Below are 16133 nucleotides of genomic sequence, written 5' to 3'. Positions count from 1 at the left end.
GCTGTTCAGCCTGGTGCGCATCGCGTGCCGGCACCTTCCGTCATTGGAGCTGCAGCATGTCGCGTACCGCTTATCCCATCCGCACTATCGTCCATCCTGGCGCCAAGCGCCGCGCCGCATTGTTCGTCAGCGCGGCGACGCTCGCCATCGCGCTGTCCTCGACTGCGGCACGCGCGCAGTGCGCAGGCGAGGCGCAGGTGATTTGCGCAGGCGCGTCCGATCCCTTCGTGGTGACCGTGCCGAATGGCACCGTCACCGTGCAGCCGAATGCGACTGTCGGCAGCCAGACGACCCCGGACGCGGCGCTCCGCTTCGACGTGAGCGGCAAGCTGATCGCAAATGGCAGTGTGCTGTCGCAGGGCCCGGCGGTGCTGCTCGCCGATGCGGCCAGCCTGGACGTCAGGATCGGCCGTGCAGGAACGCTGAGCGGCGCCAATGCCATCCGCCAGAGCGACGACAGCGGCAATTTCGTCGCGCTGGACAATGCCGGGCTGGTGCGCGGCACCGACGGCCCGGCGGTGCGCGCCCGCTCGGCTTCGCTCGACCTGCGGAACCGCGCCGGCGGTCGCATCGAGGGCGGGCTGGACGTCTATGAGACGAACGGCGCCAATGCGGGCACGATCGAAGCCGGCGACGCGTCGGCGATCCGCTCGGAATATGTCAGCCTCGAAAACCGCGGCACCGTCGCCAACAACTCGGCCAGCGCGGCGACCATCGTCGCCACCCAATATGCCGACGTCACCAACAGCGGCACGATCGAAGCGCGCGGAACGGCGCCCGCGATCGAAGCGGAATATCTCGATCTCGCCAACAAGACCGGCGGCGTGATCCGCAGCGCGGGCGACATGGCGATCCGCGTCGCTGGCTCGGCGAGCATCGAGAATGCCGGCCAAGTTGCCGGCACGGTCGAGCTCGGCGAGTTTGACGACAGCATCTTCCAGCGCATCGGCGGCAGCATCACCGGCGCGGTCTCGATGGGAGCCGGCGACGACAAGTTCTGGCGCGAGGCCAATGCGAACGGCGTGGCCGGCCTGCCTACGGGCACGCTGGATGGCGGCTTGGGCACCGACACCTATGGCTATCGCATGACCGGCTCGGGCACGCTCGCCCTGGGCGCGCTGCCGACCGGTTTCGAGCGCTACGGCGTCGATCTGTGCGGTTGCGACCTGAACGTGACGATCGCGGCGGAAAACCTGACCAGCGCGCTCGACATTACCGGGCCCGGCACCGTCACCAACCTCGCCAGCTTCACCTATAGCGGATCGGATGCGGGCCTGACGCTCAGCTCGTACAATGACTTCAGCGATGGGTACGCGCCCCTGACCTTCGTCAACCGCGGCACGCTGAGCTTCACCGGCGTCGAGACTCCCGATGCCGATGCGCCTTATGCGCTGATTGAGGCCCAGGATTTCAACACCCGCTTCGTCAACGACACCGCGGGCACGATCAACCTGGCGGGCGATGCCGCTTACGGCATCCGCGCGACCGGCCTCGGGTTTGCCGAGAATGAATATGGCTTCGCCAATCGCGGCACGATCCATGCCGAGGGCGCAGTGCAGACCGCGGTCGGCGTGCAGGGTTCGGGCTATAACAGCGGCACGATCTCGAACGAAAACGCGCAGGGATATGCGGTCAGCCTGGAGAACGGCTACACCAGTTTCCTGAACGATGCCGGCGGCGTGATCCGCGGCGGCACCGGCGTCTACATGGAATATGGATCGAGCCTCACCAATCTCGGCTCGATCGCGAGCACCGGCGAATATGCTGCGGTCACCGGCTACACCAGTCAGTACACCGCGCCGAACCGGGTCATCAACGAAGGCGAGATCCGCGGCGGCACGGGCGGCATTGCCATCGATCTCTACGCCAATGCCCCTTCCGGCACGCTGGTCGCCAACAAGGGCAGCATCATCGGCGACGTCGTGCTCGGCGGCACCGGCAACGACATGGTCTGGCTGGCCGAGGGCAGCACGATCCAGGGCAATCTCTCGACCGGCGATGGCGACGACAAGCTGGTCGTCGACCTCGGCCGCCTGAAGCAGGACGGCACCGTCGACACCAGCGGCCTGGTCTCGGGCAGCATCGACATGGGCGCCGGCAACAATGTGCTCCAGGCGCGCGCCGGCAGCACACGGACCTTCTCGGTGCTCCAGGATCCGGTGACCGGCTTCTCGGGCGGCACGATCTACGAGGCGGCTGGCGCGAACACGGTGCTGACGCTCCAGGGTCCGCTCGATGCCGATGGCGACGGCCATCAGAGCTATGACGGCCTGCTCCGCCTGACCGGCGACGGCCGTGTCGTGCTCGACATGCAGTTCAATAATGGCGGTTATGCGCGGCCGTCGATCCTTGTCGAGCAGAACTCGACAGCAAGCGAATTCGGCGACAACAGCCAGGGTCTCGACCTGGTGATCGCAGGCGTCGTGGGCGGGGGTACGGAGGGTGTCGCAGTCGATGCGACCTATGCCCGCCGTGTCGAGCTCTTCGCGCAGAAGGGCGGCATCGGCTTTACCGGCGGCATCGGCCTCAAGACCGGCTACGGCACCGAGGTGCTGCTGTCGAACAGCACCGAAATCCGCAAGACGGGCACGCGGTCGGGCACGCTGCTTCACGCCGAGGGCAGCACCATCACCAATCGCACCACGCTGCGCGAGGACCTGCGGACCACGCCGCCGCCGGCGGAGAGCCTGGCGACCGGTGTGGACATGCGGGACAGCAGTTTCACGAACGAGCGCGGCGGTCTCGGCCTCGGCCAGATCACGGTGCAGGGCACGGCCGTCCGGATGGACGATTCCGTCCTCGACAACACGGGCAATATCAAAAGCTACTACGGCAACGCGATCGAGCTGACCGGCTCGGGCGTCAATCGCATCATCAACAACAAGAATGGTGTGATCGAAGGCCATAGCAACGGCTATGTCATCGGCACTGCGGGCGCGGCGATCGTCGGCACCGGCTATTCCAACGACATCGTCGAGAATGCGGGCACGATCACCGGCCATGTCCTGCTCGGAGGCGGCGACGACCTCTACGTCGCGAACGGCGGCAAGGTGACCGGCAACCTGGACATGGGCGACGGCAACGACACCGTGCTCACGCGTAACGGCGCGGCGGTCGACGTGAGCGGCACGGTGACCGGCGGCGACGGCGCCGACGCCTATGGCCGCTCCTTCACCGCCAGCGGCACCTTCGATCTCGCCACCAACGTGCCCGGCACCGGCTTCGAGATGCACGGTGTCGAGGCGAGCGGGGCGACGACCGAAGTCACTGTCACTTCGGCCGCGACACAGACGACGGCGCTGCGCGTGCTCGGCAACGGCAAGGTGACCAACAACGCCAGCTACGACATCGCCGATGCGGACAATGGCGTGTCCGCTGCGATCGAGGCGAGCGATCCGCGCGGGGAGGGCAACCTCCAGCTGGTCAACAACGGCACGATCAAGAGCGCGCTTTACGGCGTGACCGCGTCGAACACGCTGGCGAGCTTCGTCAACACCGCCGCGATCACGGCGCGCAACACCGCCGTGTATATCGAGCGCTATGGCGCCGGCGCCTTCACCATGACCAACAGCGGCGCGATCAGCTCGACCGAGGGCCGCGGCCTCTATGTCGCCGCCGAAAGCTTTGGCGACGATTCCAGCCCGGCGGCGGCGGGCAACAGCATTGAAGTCTCGAACAGCGGATCGATCAGCGCCAACAGCGGCGGGGACGATGCCGTCGACCTCTACAGCGAATATGGCGGGGTGAAGCTGGGCAATAGCGGCACGATCTCCGCGGCAGGCAATTATGCCGCCGGCGCGAGCGTGCGTGGCAACAGCTATGACGTGACCAACAGCGGCACGATCCAGTCCAACGGCAAGGGTGGCACCGGCCTGCTGCTCACCGCATTCGGCGGCCTGGGCGAGGAGGATTGCATCGATCCCACCCCGGTGGTGGTCGGCACCTTGGCCAACAGCGGCAAGATCAGCGCCAATGGCGGCGGCAGCAACGCGGGTTCCGCGCCGGATCTCGCCACTGGTGTGTTCGCAATGCTGCGCGGCGATTATGGCATCGCCCGCATGACCAACGCGGCCGGCGGCACGATCGAGGCGACCGGCGGGCTTTCGAGCGCGCTGCTGGTCGCGGGCGTCGATGACGAGGGCTATGGCAGCACCAGCGTCGATGCGGCGCTGCGCTTCTTCGAACTCGACAATCTCGGCATGATCCGCGGTGGTGCGGACACGGTGCTGGAGGGCGACCGCAACTTCGATGCGAGCGGCGTCGATCTCGATGCGCCGGGTGATGGCGAGGGCGACACCTATCGGATCGCCGGCGGCATCCAGACGATCAACACCACCGACAGGATCCGCAACCTGGCGGGCGGCACGATCATCGGCAATGTCGACCTGGCCGACGGTAATGACGTGTTCGAGAATTACGGCACGCTGCAGGGCGATCTACGCCTGGGCGAAGGCGACGACAGCTTCGTCTATGCCGCCTCGGGCAATTTCACGGGAACGGCCTATGGCGGCTCCGGCAACGACACGTTGATGGTGGACGCGACCGGCGGCGGCTCGATCAACTTCGACCAGTTCCGCGAGTTCGAGACGCTGGCCCAGCGCGGCAGCGGTTCGATCACGATCCGCGGCACCACCGATCTCGACGCGCTCAACATGGCGGGCTCCAACGTCACCGTCGCGGCGGGCACGCGCTTCCAGACCCAGGGCGCCACGGCGCTGGTCGGTTCGGACGCGGCGGAGTCGGTCAATGTCTCCGGTGCGATCGGCGGTGGTCTCGCGATGGGTGGCGGCAATGATGTCGTGACGCTCAACGCCGGCGGTGTGGTGGAGGGAGGTATCGACCTGGGCGCGGGCAATGATCGCCTGGTTCTTGCCGGCGGTACCGCCACGGGCCTGGTCGATGGCGGCGCGGGCATCGATACCGTGGCGTTCGACATCACCCAGGACGCCAGCGACCTGCCCAACGTCATCAATTTCGAGTCGCTCGACGTCTCGGGCAATGCCCGGCTGACGCTCGGGATGAACCAGGACTTCGATGCGGTGACGCTGCGCAATGGCGCCGACCTGACGCTCAATCCAGGCACCGGCAACCATCATATCGGCAACATCATCGGCGACGACAGCGACCAATCAGTGATCCTCAACACCGCGCTCACCGGCGGAGTCTCGCTGGGCGGCGGCAACGATACGCTGACGATGAGCCTCGCCGGTACGCTTTCGGGCGCGCTCGACGGCGGCGCGGGCAATGACGTGCTCAACCTCAACCTGGCCGGGGACTCGACGATCGCCGGCGGCATCGCCAGCTTCGAGACGATCAACGTCGCGGGTGGTTCGGCGCTGACCCTGGGCGGCACGATCGGCGCCGATCAGGTTCTGAACTTCGACGAGCATGACAACCAGCTGATCGTCGATGGCGGCTCGATCCTCGGCACGGTCAATGGCGGGGCAGGGCACGACGCGCTCGTGTTCAACACGCTCGCCGACCAGACAGCGACGCTCGCCACCGCCAAGATCCTCAATTTCGAGGACATCCTGGCGCGCGGCGCCGGCAACCTCGCGATCAGCGGCAACGGCACCTTCCAGGCGATCTCGGTGGAGGAAGGCGACCTGACCGTGGCCGCAGGCAGCAACGTCACGGCGACCCAGACCAGCTTCGGCGCGGCGGACAACGTCCTGACGCTCTCCAGCGGCGCGACCCTGAGCGGCGCGATCGACGGTGGTGCGGGCAATGATCGGCTGGTGCTCAACCAGGCGGCGAACACCGTCCGCAAGCTGAGCAGCGTCAACGCCACCGGCTTCGAGCAGCTCGAATCGGGCGATGCCGGCGAGCTGATCATCGACCGCGATGCTGCCTTCGATACGGTCGATCTCTTCGGCGCCAAGCTGACCATCGCGGCGGGCTCGACGCTCACCGTGCCGACTCTGGCGGGCAATGACGGTGCCAACACCCTCAACGTACAGGGCATTCTGGTCGGCAATGTCGCGCTTGGCGCAGGCGACGATCGCCTGACGCTTGGCCGTGCGAACGCAGTCACCGGCACCGCCAGCGGTGGCGCCGGCTATGACACGCTCGAGTTCAACACCCAGGGCACCTATGCCGCGCCGACCGCATGGAATGGCCAGGGCTATAGCGAGTTCGAGGCGCTCAACGTCGCCGGCGGCGTCGTCTCGCTCACCGGCAATGTCAGCTACGACATGATCTCGGTAACCGGCGGCCGCCTGATCGGTCAGGCGGGCACGACGATCACCTCGGCCAAGACGCTGGTCGTTGGGCAGGGCGCGACCTTCGGCTCGGCCGGGACGGTCAACGCCAATATCGAAGTGCGCGGCACGCTGTCGCCAGGCGCTTCGCCGGGCACGATGACGGTCAACGGCAATGTGCTCTTCACCAACGGCTCGAACCTGCTGCTGGAGATGGCCCCGACCGGTAGCGACCGCCTGAACATCTCGGGCAACATGACCATCCAGACCGGTGCGACGCTCGACATCACCGGCATGCTCCAGTCCACCCCGGGCGGTGCGCTCGACCTGGTCGTGGCGCAGGGCGGCATCAATGGCGGCTTCACTACGATCAACAAGTCGAACACGGTGTTCGGCTTCGTGGCGACGCGCGGCAACAAGATCCAGCTGGTCGGCGAATTCCAGAACGACACCGCGTTCGGCACCAACGTGCAGGACTCGATCCGTTACGCCAACGTCGTGCTCGGCGGCGGCCAGATGGTCCAGGCCTTCACCGGCGCGCTGCCTGCACTGGTCGAGACCAACGGCACCTCGCGCGCCGCGGGCTTCGCCCAGCTGAGCCCGGAAGCCTATGCGGCGGCGGAGCAGGCAAGCATCGACACCGGCCTGGCAATGGTCGATGCGGTACGCTCCATCGAGCGGAGCAACAAGGGACAGACCGGCTTCTACGGCTTCGCGCAGGGCCTGTACCAGGAAGGCGCGCTCAACGGGAACGCCTTCACCGGTGCGCATGACCTGCGCAGCGACAGCCGCGGCCTGCTCGGCGGGCTCGGCTTTGGGATGTCCGAGAATGCGCGGGTCGGCGCGTTCGTCGGCAACCTCTCGACCAACCAGACGGTCGAAGGCCTCGGTGCCACCACCAAGCTTGACGGCATGCAGGTCGGCGTCACGGCGAGCGGAGAGTCCGGCGCCTTCGCGATCCGAGGCCTGCTCGCCTATGACCTGTCGCGCGCGAAAACCAGGCGGGGCGTGCCGGGCGGCACCGCAACGTCGCGCTACGACCTGGGCGGCCTACTCGTCGATGTCTCGGCGGATTATCAGGTATCGCTGGGTTCGCTGCGGATCGCCCCGAGGGTCGGCCTGAGCTTCGTGCAGGGCCGCCGCGAACAGGCGGCCGAGAACGGTTCGGACTTCGCGCTGACCGCGATCGGGCACAAGAGCGACGCCCTGTTCGGCGATGCGGCACTCTCGGTAAGCTACGATCTCGGCGGGGTCGCCCCCTGGGCAGAGGCGGGACTCCGCTATCAGCTCGGCGGCAACAACGGCGTCGCCGACGCCTACTTCACCAATGCGGCCAGCGGCGGCGTGGTGGGAGCGCACGCTGCGGACCGCGGCGATACCATGGCGCATCTCGCACTGGGCCTCACTGCTCCGGTGACGAAGGGGGTTCGCCTGAACGTCAGCTACTCGGGCGAATATGGCGCGGGTGTCGGTAACAAGTTCGGTGACACCACTCGCCACAGCGTGAATGCCGGCCTCTCGGTTGCATTCTGATCCGGGAAAAGGCGCGCCGGTCCGGGCATATCCGCCCGGGCCGGCGCGTCGGTCTTCGTCGCGGCGAAATCGGCTTTCGTCGAAACCCGCGTGCATCCGGCGCGGCGTTGCGCCTTCGCTCGTACTTGTGGTGCCTGGCCCGTTCCCGCCGTTTGACGCGCCGTTCTGAATTGATCGTCACGCAGGCAAACTCTGCTATGTTCGCAAACATGCAAGACATCCTTCCGCCCGGCATGAAGCCTCGCGATCTGTGGGTCGCGGCGGGGATGACGATATTCCTCTGGCTGATCGCGCTGGTGCTGTGGTCGGCGCAGGATATCGCTGCGGGCGGGCCTTTCTCCTCGGCGTACAAGCTCTTGCTGGCCCAGACGCTCGTCTTCGGCCTGCTGCTGTCGGCGGTGCTGGTCGGCATCATCTGGTTATGCCGACGCGCGCCGCGCCGCTTGCGGGTGCCGCTGATCATGGTCGCGGCGATTGCGATCTCCGTCGCGCATGGCGCTATCGATGCCTATCAGGTGCGCGATTATGCGATGGCGGTGGCAAGCAAGTCTCCGCCCGTCCTGGAGATCTTCTATCGCGGCCTGATGCCCTTCGTGTTCATCTATGGCTTCTACGCTACCGCCTGGGGCCTGACGTTGAGCGACATGGCGATGCGCGAGACGCAGCGCCGGCTGGCGGAGGCCAATGAGGCGGCGCACCAGGCCCAGCTCGCCGCGTTGCGCTTCCAGCTCAACCCGCATTTCCTGTTCAACACCTTGAATGCGATCTCCTCGCTCATCGTCACCCGGCGCAACGCCGACGCCGAGCACGTGACGATGAAGCTCGCCGATTTCCTGCGCCTGTCGCTCGAGACGGACCCGCAGGAAGAGATCACGCTCGATGAAGAGCTGGCCAACGCCCAGTCCTATCTCGATATCGAGTCCGCGCGCTTCGGCGATCGGCTGAACGTGGAGTTCGATTGCCCTGCCGGCCTGCTGGATGCGATGGTGCCGAGCTTCCTGCTGCAGCCGCTCGTCGAGAACGCGATCAAATATGCCGTGGCGCCGTCGCGTGAGCGCGTGACCTTATCGCTGCGCGCCCGTGAGGTTCGCGGCATGCTGGAGCTCGTGGTGCAGGACGACGGGCGGCACGCCCTGGGATCGAAGCCGGCGGGCCTGGGCGTCGGACTGGTCAATGTCCGCAAACGGCTCGCGGCCTTTTATGACGCGCTGGGCGCCATCGACGCGCGCGCGACGGAGAAAGGGTTTCTCGTGACGTTGAGCCTCCCCTTGCGGCTGGTGCCGGTGCGCCGGGCGGCCGAATGATGCGTATCCTGTTGGTCGATGACGAGCCTCTCGCGCTCGAACGCCTCGCTTTTGCGCTTGCGGCAATTCCGGACGTGGAGGTGGTCGGTACGGCGAATGATGGCTTCCAGGCGCGCGAGAAGCTCGCCGAGCTGAAGCCCGATCTCGCGATCCTCGACATCCAGATGCCTGGCCTTTCCGGCATCGATCTGGCGCAGTCCCTCGCCGACAGCCCCAAGGCCCCCGAGGTCATGTTCGTCACCGCCTTCAACCGCTTCGCCCTTGATGCGTTCAGCGTCGAGGCCGTCGACTATCTGCTCAAGCCGGTCAGCTTCGATCGGCTGCGCGTTGGCATCGAACGCGTGCGCCGCCGCCTGCGGATGCTGGATGCCGAGGGGCGGGCGGCCGAGCTCGCCACCATCGTGACCGGACTGCGCGCTGATGGCGAGGTGCAGTCCGAGCTGGCGCATCCGGCCTATGATAGCGGCATCTGGGTTCCCGGGCGGCAGGGCTCGGTTCGCGTTCCGATCGACAGCATCGATCGGATCGAGGCGGCGCGCGACTATGTGCTGCTCAACACGCCGTACAAGTCGTACATCATGCGCGCCAAGATGAATGAGATCGAGCAACGCATCGATCCGAGCGTTATCGTCCGCGTCCACCGCTCGCACATGGTGCGTCTCGCGGCGGTGACGGGCGTCGAGCGACCCGGAAAGGGCCTGCTGCGCCTGTTGCTCAACGATGGTACCCGGCTTCAGGTCGGGCCCAATTACCAGGACCAGGTCGTCCAGCGCCTCGGCTTGTGAGTTAGTCGCATCGGATATGATCCCCGTCGCATTGCGCTCGCGCGAGACGGCCGGTCGGCGAGAGTTCGCCATGCTCAGTAAACCTATGTCGCGCCATCGCGCCGCCGCCTTGTGCCTTGCCGGCGCCGCGCTGCTCCTCACCCTTTCGGCGCCGGCGCAGGCCCAATCGGTGGACGACCCCTTTGCCGGGCTCCTTTCCGCCGAGCGCGCCTTCGCGGCCGATGCGACGCGCCTGGGCATCACGCCTGCCTTTCGTGCCCATGCCGCCAGCGACAGCGTGCTGCTGGTCCCCGAGCCGGTATCGGCGCCGGAGCACCTCGCGAAGCAGGTCGATACGCCCGGTCTCACGCTGGAGTGGCAGCCTGCCATGGCAGGCATCGCCCGGTCGAACGATCTCGGCTTCACCAGCGGCCCCTATCGGATGACGCGCGGCGGCCGGGTGCTCGCGGGGCAGTTCCTGACCATCTGGCTCCGCGGAGGGGATGGGCGCTGGCGCTGGTTCCTCGATCATGGGCTCCCGCCACAGGCGGCCGCCGACGCCGTGCCACTGCCGACGCAAGCGACGCGCTTCGTCGACGGCGTGCCCGCCGCCGCAGGCGCAGGGCATGGCCTGGACGCGACGGAGAAGGCGCTGAACGCGGCGTTTCTCGACAAGGGGCTAGCGGCGCTGCTGCCGGTGATGGCCGAAGACGGCTATCTTCTTCGTCCGCGCAATGCCCCCGTCGTCAAGGCAGCGGCTGGCCGTCTCGCGCCTGATGTGCGGGCTTTCGTACGGGTAGAGCAGCTCGGGGCGCGGATCTCCGCGGCGGACGATCTGGCAGTGAGCTATGGCCGCTTCATCCCGGCCACGGGATCGCCGAGCTATTATGTGCGGGTGTGGCGCCGCAACGGCGCGGCCTGGCAGCTGCTGATCGACGAACTCGTGTGATTCCAGTCTTGTCGCGTGCCCGGCGGCATTCGTCGGCGCCGTCGAGCGCCGCTCCATCCTCGTCGCATCCGGCGTGCCGCGGACCGGGAAACGGCACAAGAAGGTCCCGCAACAAGGTTCGCTTCCGGCTTGATCCCTCGATCCGGAAGTGGCGGGCGACCTAGTCTCCAAACAGGTCGCCCGCGCCCCTTGGGTGCGCCCTGGGAAAGTCCATCATGCGATGATCCTTGCTGCGACGCCCGTGCCGCTCTTCGCGCCGGAAGCATCGGCCGATCCCATGGCCAGCGCGGCGGATCGGGTGGCTGCCGCTGGCCGGGCCTCGGCCACACTCGCCGCCAAACCTGCCCGCAAGCCCGAGCCGAACGGCGGTTGATGCGTGCGGGCGCCATCCATGCATTCGCCCGCGCGCACCGATAATATCCGGAATGCCATGACGCGCGCGCAGCCGGCGCGATGCGAAACTGGCCGGCTTCCGCCCCGAATAGCCTGAACGTTTCGGGGGCGGTCCTTGTCGCGGCATGCGCGGCCTTGGTCGCGAAACACAGGCGCTGCGTCGCTTCCGCCCACAGTTCTCGATCGCACCCGTTCCGAAGGCGGGTGCAGCGCGGCGCGTGCCGCGGGGCATTCACCCGACGATCGTCGCTCCCTGCGGGAGCAGCCGAATCCCATCGAAGGGCTGCATCGAGAGGCACGCGTCGCGCGCAAGGGAAGAACCGCCGACAGGGCTTCAGGGAGCCTGCACGATCGGCGGTCCGCCAGAAAGAGGGCAGATAATGATCAAGAAGAGCACGCTATTCCATCGCCTGTTGATCGGCTCCACCGCGCTTTGCGGCGCGCTGCCGGCCGGGCTGATCCTTCTCGCAGCGCCCGCGCACGCACAGGACACCGCCGGCCAGGCGGTTCCGGATACCGCCGCACCGGTACCCGAGGCGCAGGCCGAGGAAACGGGCGACGCAATCGTCGTCACCGGCTCGCTGTTCCGCCGCACCAACGCCGAGACGCCATCGCCGGTCACCGTGCTTTCCGCCGAGACGCTCGAGCAGCGTGGCCTCAACACCGTGACCGAGGCAGTGCAGCGGCTCTCGGCCGGCAATGCCGGCACGATCACCCAGGGTTGGAACGCCGGCGGCAATTTCGCGGCGGGCGCGAGCGCGATATCGCTGCGCGGCCTGACGGTGCAGGCGACGCTGACGATCTTCGATGGCCTGCGCATGGCGCCCTATCCGCTGGCGGACGACGGGCAGCGCAACTTCGTCGATCTGAACACGATCCCGAACGCGATCATCGAGCGCATCGACGTGCTGCGCGATGGCGCCTCCTCCACCTATGGCGCGGACGCGGTGGCGGGCGTGATCAACGTGATCACCAAGAAGGAGATCAAGGGCCTGCACGCCAATGTCTCCGCCGGCGTCTCGCAGCGCGGCGATGCGGGCGAGCAGCGCGCGGACGTGACCTGGGGCTATGGCGACCTGAACGATCAGGGCTTCAACTTCTACGTCAGTGGCGAGTATCTGAAGCAGAACCCGCTCTATGCGCGTGACCGCGGCTATCCGTTCAACACCTCCGACTGGAGCAAGATCTGCAACCCCAGCGGCGGTTGTATGCACAACCTCAACTGGAACGGCATCAGCCCCGACGGCACGGTGAACGGCATGGCCGCCGTGCCCAATGTCGCGCTGGTTCGCCCGGTCACCACGGCAGGCAGCAACATCGGATCGGGCCGCTTCTCCTATCTCAACCCGGCTGCCGGTTGCGGCAGCGCGACGCGCCGTCAGCTCACTGCGGCCCAGATCGCCGCGCTGGCCTCGGCACCCGCGAGCGGCGTCGTGTGCGAAGCCAATCCGGTCGATTATCTGATGCTGCTGCCGGACGTCGAGCGCTTCGGCTTCTCCTCGCGCTTCACCGCCAATATCGGTGAATCGCACCAGCTCTATGCGCAGGCGAACTATTACAAGACCTCGACCGTGGCGACCGCCACGCCGAAGGGCTTTAACTACAATATGCCGCCGCCCACCACTGTCGGCAGCTATTATGTGATCATGCCGGTCTATGTCTGCGCCGCCGGCGTCGGTACGCCGAACGGGCTGAACACGGGCTGCGACGCCACCAACGGCGTACTCAACCCGCAGAATCCCTACGCCGCTGCCGGCCAGACCGCGCAGGTGCTGTTCCGTTCCGATCGCGTCCGCCGCGACGAAGCGGTCTCGCGCACGATCCGTGGCACGATCGGCCTGTCGGGCGTTATCGGCGGGTTCGACTATTCGGCGAATTTCGTCGCCGCCAATTCGAAGCTGAGCCGCACCCAATATAATTACCTGATGCCGCAGCGCATCATGGACGTGCTGGCGCGCGGCACCTTCAACTTCGTCAATCCGGCCGCGAACCCGCAGAGCGTCTGGGATTATATCGCGCCGGACAACAACACGGTATCGACCTCCGATCTCTGGCAGGCCACCGCGAACGTCTCTCGCAAGATAGTCGATCTTCCTGGCGGCAGCCTGAACGCCGCGGCCGGCATTGCCTATCGCTATGAGGCGATCGATGCACCGAGCGCCAATGCGGGCAATGACGCCCGTCCGTGGGAGCGTTACTACGACGTCAACTCGGTCGGCACCTCGGGCAGCCGCAAGGTGTTCTCGGCCTATGGCGAACTCGAGGCGACGGCGCTCGACAAGATCGAGCTCAACCTTTCGGGCCGCTACGACTCCTATTCGACCGGCCAGAAGAACTTCTCGCCCAAGGTTGGCGCCAAGTTCACGCCAATCAAGCAGCTCGCCTTCCGCGGTACCTGGTCGCAGGGCTTCCGCATCCCGAGCTTCAACGAGGCGTTCGGCCTGCCGACCACCGGCTATGTCTCGCAGGGCGGCAATGCCCAGTTCTGCCAGAACTATGCGGCGTTCTGCGCGGCGCATGACAACAATGCCTATGCCACCGCGCCGTTCTCGGTCGGCCTGACCAACACCGGCAATCCGGCGCTGAAGCCGGAGAAGTCGCAGAACATCACCGCCGGGCTGATCATCGAGCCGATCCGCGGCCTCAGCTTCACGCTCGACTTCTGGCGCATCAAGGTGCGCGACCAGATCGTGGGTGTCAGCGGCATCGGGCCCGTCGTCGAACAATATTATTCGAACAACGGCGTGGTGAACATTCCGGGCTTCATCGTCCGGCCGGGCCCGGTCGATCCGGCCAACCCGAATGCTTTGCCGCACATCGGCTTCGTCCAGGCGTCCTATGCCAATGCCAACCAGCAGGTGGTCCAGGGCATCGACGTCGGCGTCAACGCCAACATGAAGGTGACCGACGGCATCCGCTGGATCAGCTCCTTCGAGGCTTCGTATCTCGACAAGAACCATCTTACGCTGGTCGATCCGGTCACCGGCGAGGCGCAGGAGCCGTGGAAGTATGAGGACACGCTCAGCCCGTGCAACACGACGTCCTGCTCGGGTTCGCCGCGCTGGCGCGCCAGCTGGCAGAACACCGTGCAGTTCGGCGGCACGAGCGTGACGGCGACGGCCTATTACACGGCGGGCTATCACGTCTCGGCGGTCGATTTCGGCGCCACGCCGTTCGATTGCGCGAGCGCAGTCGATGCCTATGCGCAAACCTATGACGACGGCACCCCGGTTCAGTGCCGTTCGAAGGACATCTGGAACGTCGATCTCACGATCCAGCACAAGCTGAACGACCAGTTCTCGCTGTCGCTCAACGTGCTCAACCTGCTCGACACCAAGCCGCCGTTCGATCCGAATGCTGCCTATTACAGCTATGGCTACAACCCAGCATGGGCTGGTCCGAACATCATGGGCCGCTATTTCCGGGTCGGCGCGAAGCTCGACTTCTAGGTCATTTCGAACGACCATAGACGGGAGCGGCGATCTGCGCCGCTCCCGTTTTCGTATGATTTGCACGGGAAGAATATTGCCGGGCGATGCCAGGCACCAGCGCATTTCTCGAAAGGCACATAGTGCATTTCGTGACACTTGTGGTGGTGTCCACTATTCGAACCCTACCATGTCCGATCATCTCAAGATTCTGCTTCAATATCTGTTGCCAAAGCGGCACCTGACCCTCTTTGCCGGCCGGCTCGCCAGCGTGCAGGGAAGCGCGATGACGCTTCCGGTGATCCGCTGGTTTGTACGCAAGTACGGCGTCGACATGAACGAAGCCGAGGACCCGGACATCGCCAGCTACGGCAGCTTCAATGCGTTCTTCGCGCGCGCGCTCAAGGTCGGGATCCGCCCCTTGGCCGAGGCCGATTTCATCTGCCCGGTGGATGGTGCGATCAGCCAGTTCGGCGCGATCGACGATGGTCGCATGCTGCAGGCCAAGGGCCATCGCTTTACCGCCACCGAGCTGGTCGGCGGCGATGCCGGGCTGGCTGCCCAGTTTCGCCATGGCAGCTTCGCCAATCTGTACCTGTCTCCCAAGGACTATCACCGCCTGCACATGCCCTGTGACGGCAGGCTCACCCGCATGATCTATGTGCCGGGCGCGCTATTCTCCGTGAACCCGACCACCGCGCGCGGCGTGCCGAACCTGTTCGCACGCAACGAGCGCGTGGTTTGCGTATTTGAATCGCCGCAACACGGGCCCTTCGTGATGGTGCTGGTCGGCGCGACCATCGTCGGAAGCATGGCTACGGTTTGGCACGGCGTGGTCAATCCAAGGCGTACCGGCAAGCTTTCGGAGTGGACGTATGGCGATCAGGACATCGTGTTGGAGAAGGGCCAGGAAATGGGCCGCTTCCTTCTCGGTTCGACGATCGTGATGCTGTTCAGGAACGGTGCCATCGACTTCAACGCGGATTGGCAGCCGGAGCGGTCAGTACGCTTGGGGGAGATGATGGGCAACGGCCCGGGCTGAACGCTGCACGTGGCGCGCTGGGGGCTTGGCGGCGAACGTAAGCGAGCAATTTTCCTCCGCCAGAGCGTTCTTTCACGAGATCTGACGCGCCACATCTGCAAGAAGGAGCCGTGCAACCGGTATCTGTCGCTCATCCTCGACGTCGAGCGTCCCGCGAATTTTCGACAGTGCCGCACACTGGCGGCGGAGCAGGGTACGTGCGGCACCATTGGCCGCGATGAGCGCTTCGGTTAATCCGGGCAACTCGAACGTCTCGGGCAAGTGGCTGGCGTGATCAGCGGTCCGGATACGGAAGGTATAGCGCGGCATAGGCCTGCATAATGCGCGAGATTTCAGTCGGTTGCGTTGGCCGGGGCAAATTTGGCACTGGCGGGCAAAGTCTTATTCGCTGAGTGCCGCGTGGGATGTGGACTTGTGGGTGGCGATGCGACGTCGACGGCCGCCCATAGCGGGTCGCCCTCCGCGGGGGCGTCATCTTAGTCTCAACAGCGACAACTCGCCGGCAATTGACATGGCTCGG

General features: G+C 66.0%; 8 protein-coding genes. 7 read left to right on the top strand and 1 reads right to left on the bottom strand.

What is annotated here, in order from left to right; genetic code table 11:
* Positions 1-56 precede the first annotated feature (56 nt).
* From AC1RPL_RS09735 to asd, 7 genes are all read left to right on the top strand, one after another.
* Positions 57-7733 carry a hypothetical protein gene (locus tag AC1RPL_RS09735; protein WP_493069042.1) on the top strand — a complete coding sequence of 2559 codons (7677 nt, stop codon included), beginning with the start codon at positions 57-59 and terminating at the stop codon, positions 7731-7733.
* A gap of 125 nt (positions 7734-7858) precedes the next feature.
* Positions 7859-9037 (top strand): sensor histidine kinase, encoded by a 1179-nt coding sequence (locus AC1RPL_RS09730; RefSeq protein WP_493069041.1) that lies wholly within the window; start codon positions 7859-7861, stop codon positions 9035-9037.
* On the top strand, positions 9037-9822 hold the full coding sequence (locus tag AC1RPL_RS09725) for a LytR/AlgR family response regulator transcription factor (protein WP_493069040.1): 786 nt from the start codon (positions 9037-9039) through the stop codon (positions 9820-9822). The genes AC1RPL_RS09730 and AC1RPL_RS09725 overlap by 1 nt, the downstream gene beginning before the upstream one ends.
* A 70-nt stretch (positions 9823-9892) precedes the next feature.
* Positions 9893-10750 (top strand): nuclear transport factor 2 family protein, encoded by an 858-nt coding sequence (locus AC1RPL_RS09720; protein ID WP_493069039.1) that lies wholly within the window; start codon positions 9893-9895, stop codon positions 10748-10750.
* Between the two features lie 220 nt (positions 10751-10970).
* Positions 10971-11123: a hypothetical protein gene (locus AC1RPL_RS09715; RefSeq protein WP_493069038.1), complete on the top strand. Its 153-nt coding sequence runs from the start codon at positions 10971-10973 to the stop codon at positions 11121-11123.
* 400 nt (positions 11124-11523) lie between these two features.
* Positions 11524-14592 carry a TonB-dependent receptor plug domain-containing protein gene (locus AC1RPL_RS09710; protein WP_493069037.1) on the top strand — a complete coding sequence of 1023 codons (3069 nt, stop codon included), beginning with the start codon at positions 11524-11526 and terminating at the stop codon, positions 14590-14592.
* 76 nt (positions 14593-14668) lie between these two features.
* Complete coding sequence (gene asd / locus AC1RPL_RS09705) at positions 14669-15613, top strand: archaetidylserine decarboxylase (protein ID WP_493069036.1); 945 nt, start codon at positions 14669-14671, stop codon at positions 15611-15613.
* A gap of 72 nt (positions 15614-15685) precedes the next feature.
* Here the strand turns inward: asd and AC1RPL_RS09700 are convergent, their stop codons facing one another.
* Complete coding sequence (locus tag AC1RPL_RS09700) at positions 15686-15922, bottom strand: DUF6894 family protein (RefSeq protein ID WP_493069035.1); 237 nt, start codon at positions 15920-15922, stop codon at positions 15686-15688.
* Positions 15923-16133: the final 211 nt, after the last annotated feature.

Source organism: Sphingomonas sp. GW821-FHT12D09, from assembly GCF_058807215.1.
The sequence above is the reverse complement of the archived record's forward strand: the minus strand, read 5'-3'. Positions and strand labels throughout refer to the sequence as shown.

Coding starts and splice junctions, on each gene's coding strand:
- AC1RPL_RS09735 (WP_493069042.1), top strand. CDS start 57: ATGTCGCGTACCGCTTATCCCATCCGCACTATCGTCCATCCTGGCGCC.
- AC1RPL_RS09725 (WP_493069040.1), top strand. CDS start 9,037: ATGCGTATCCTGTTGGTCGATGACGAGCCTCTCGCGCTCGAACGCCTC.
- AC1RPL_RS09720 (WP_493069039.1), top strand. CDS start 9,893: ATGCTCAGTAAACCTATGTCGCGCCATCGCGCCGCCGCCTTGTGCCTT.
- AC1RPL_RS09715 (WP_493069038.1), top strand. CDS start 10,971: ATGATCCTTGCTGCGACGCCCGTGCCGCTCTTCGCGCCGGAAGCATCG.
- AC1RPL_RS09710 (WP_493069037.1), top strand. CDS start 11,524: ATGATCAAGAAGAGCACGCTATTCCATCGCCTGTTGATCGGCTCCACC.
- AC1RPL_RS09700 (WP_493069035.1), bottom strand. CDS start 15,922: ATGCCGCGCTATACCTTCCGTATCCGGACCGCTGATCACGCCAGCCAC.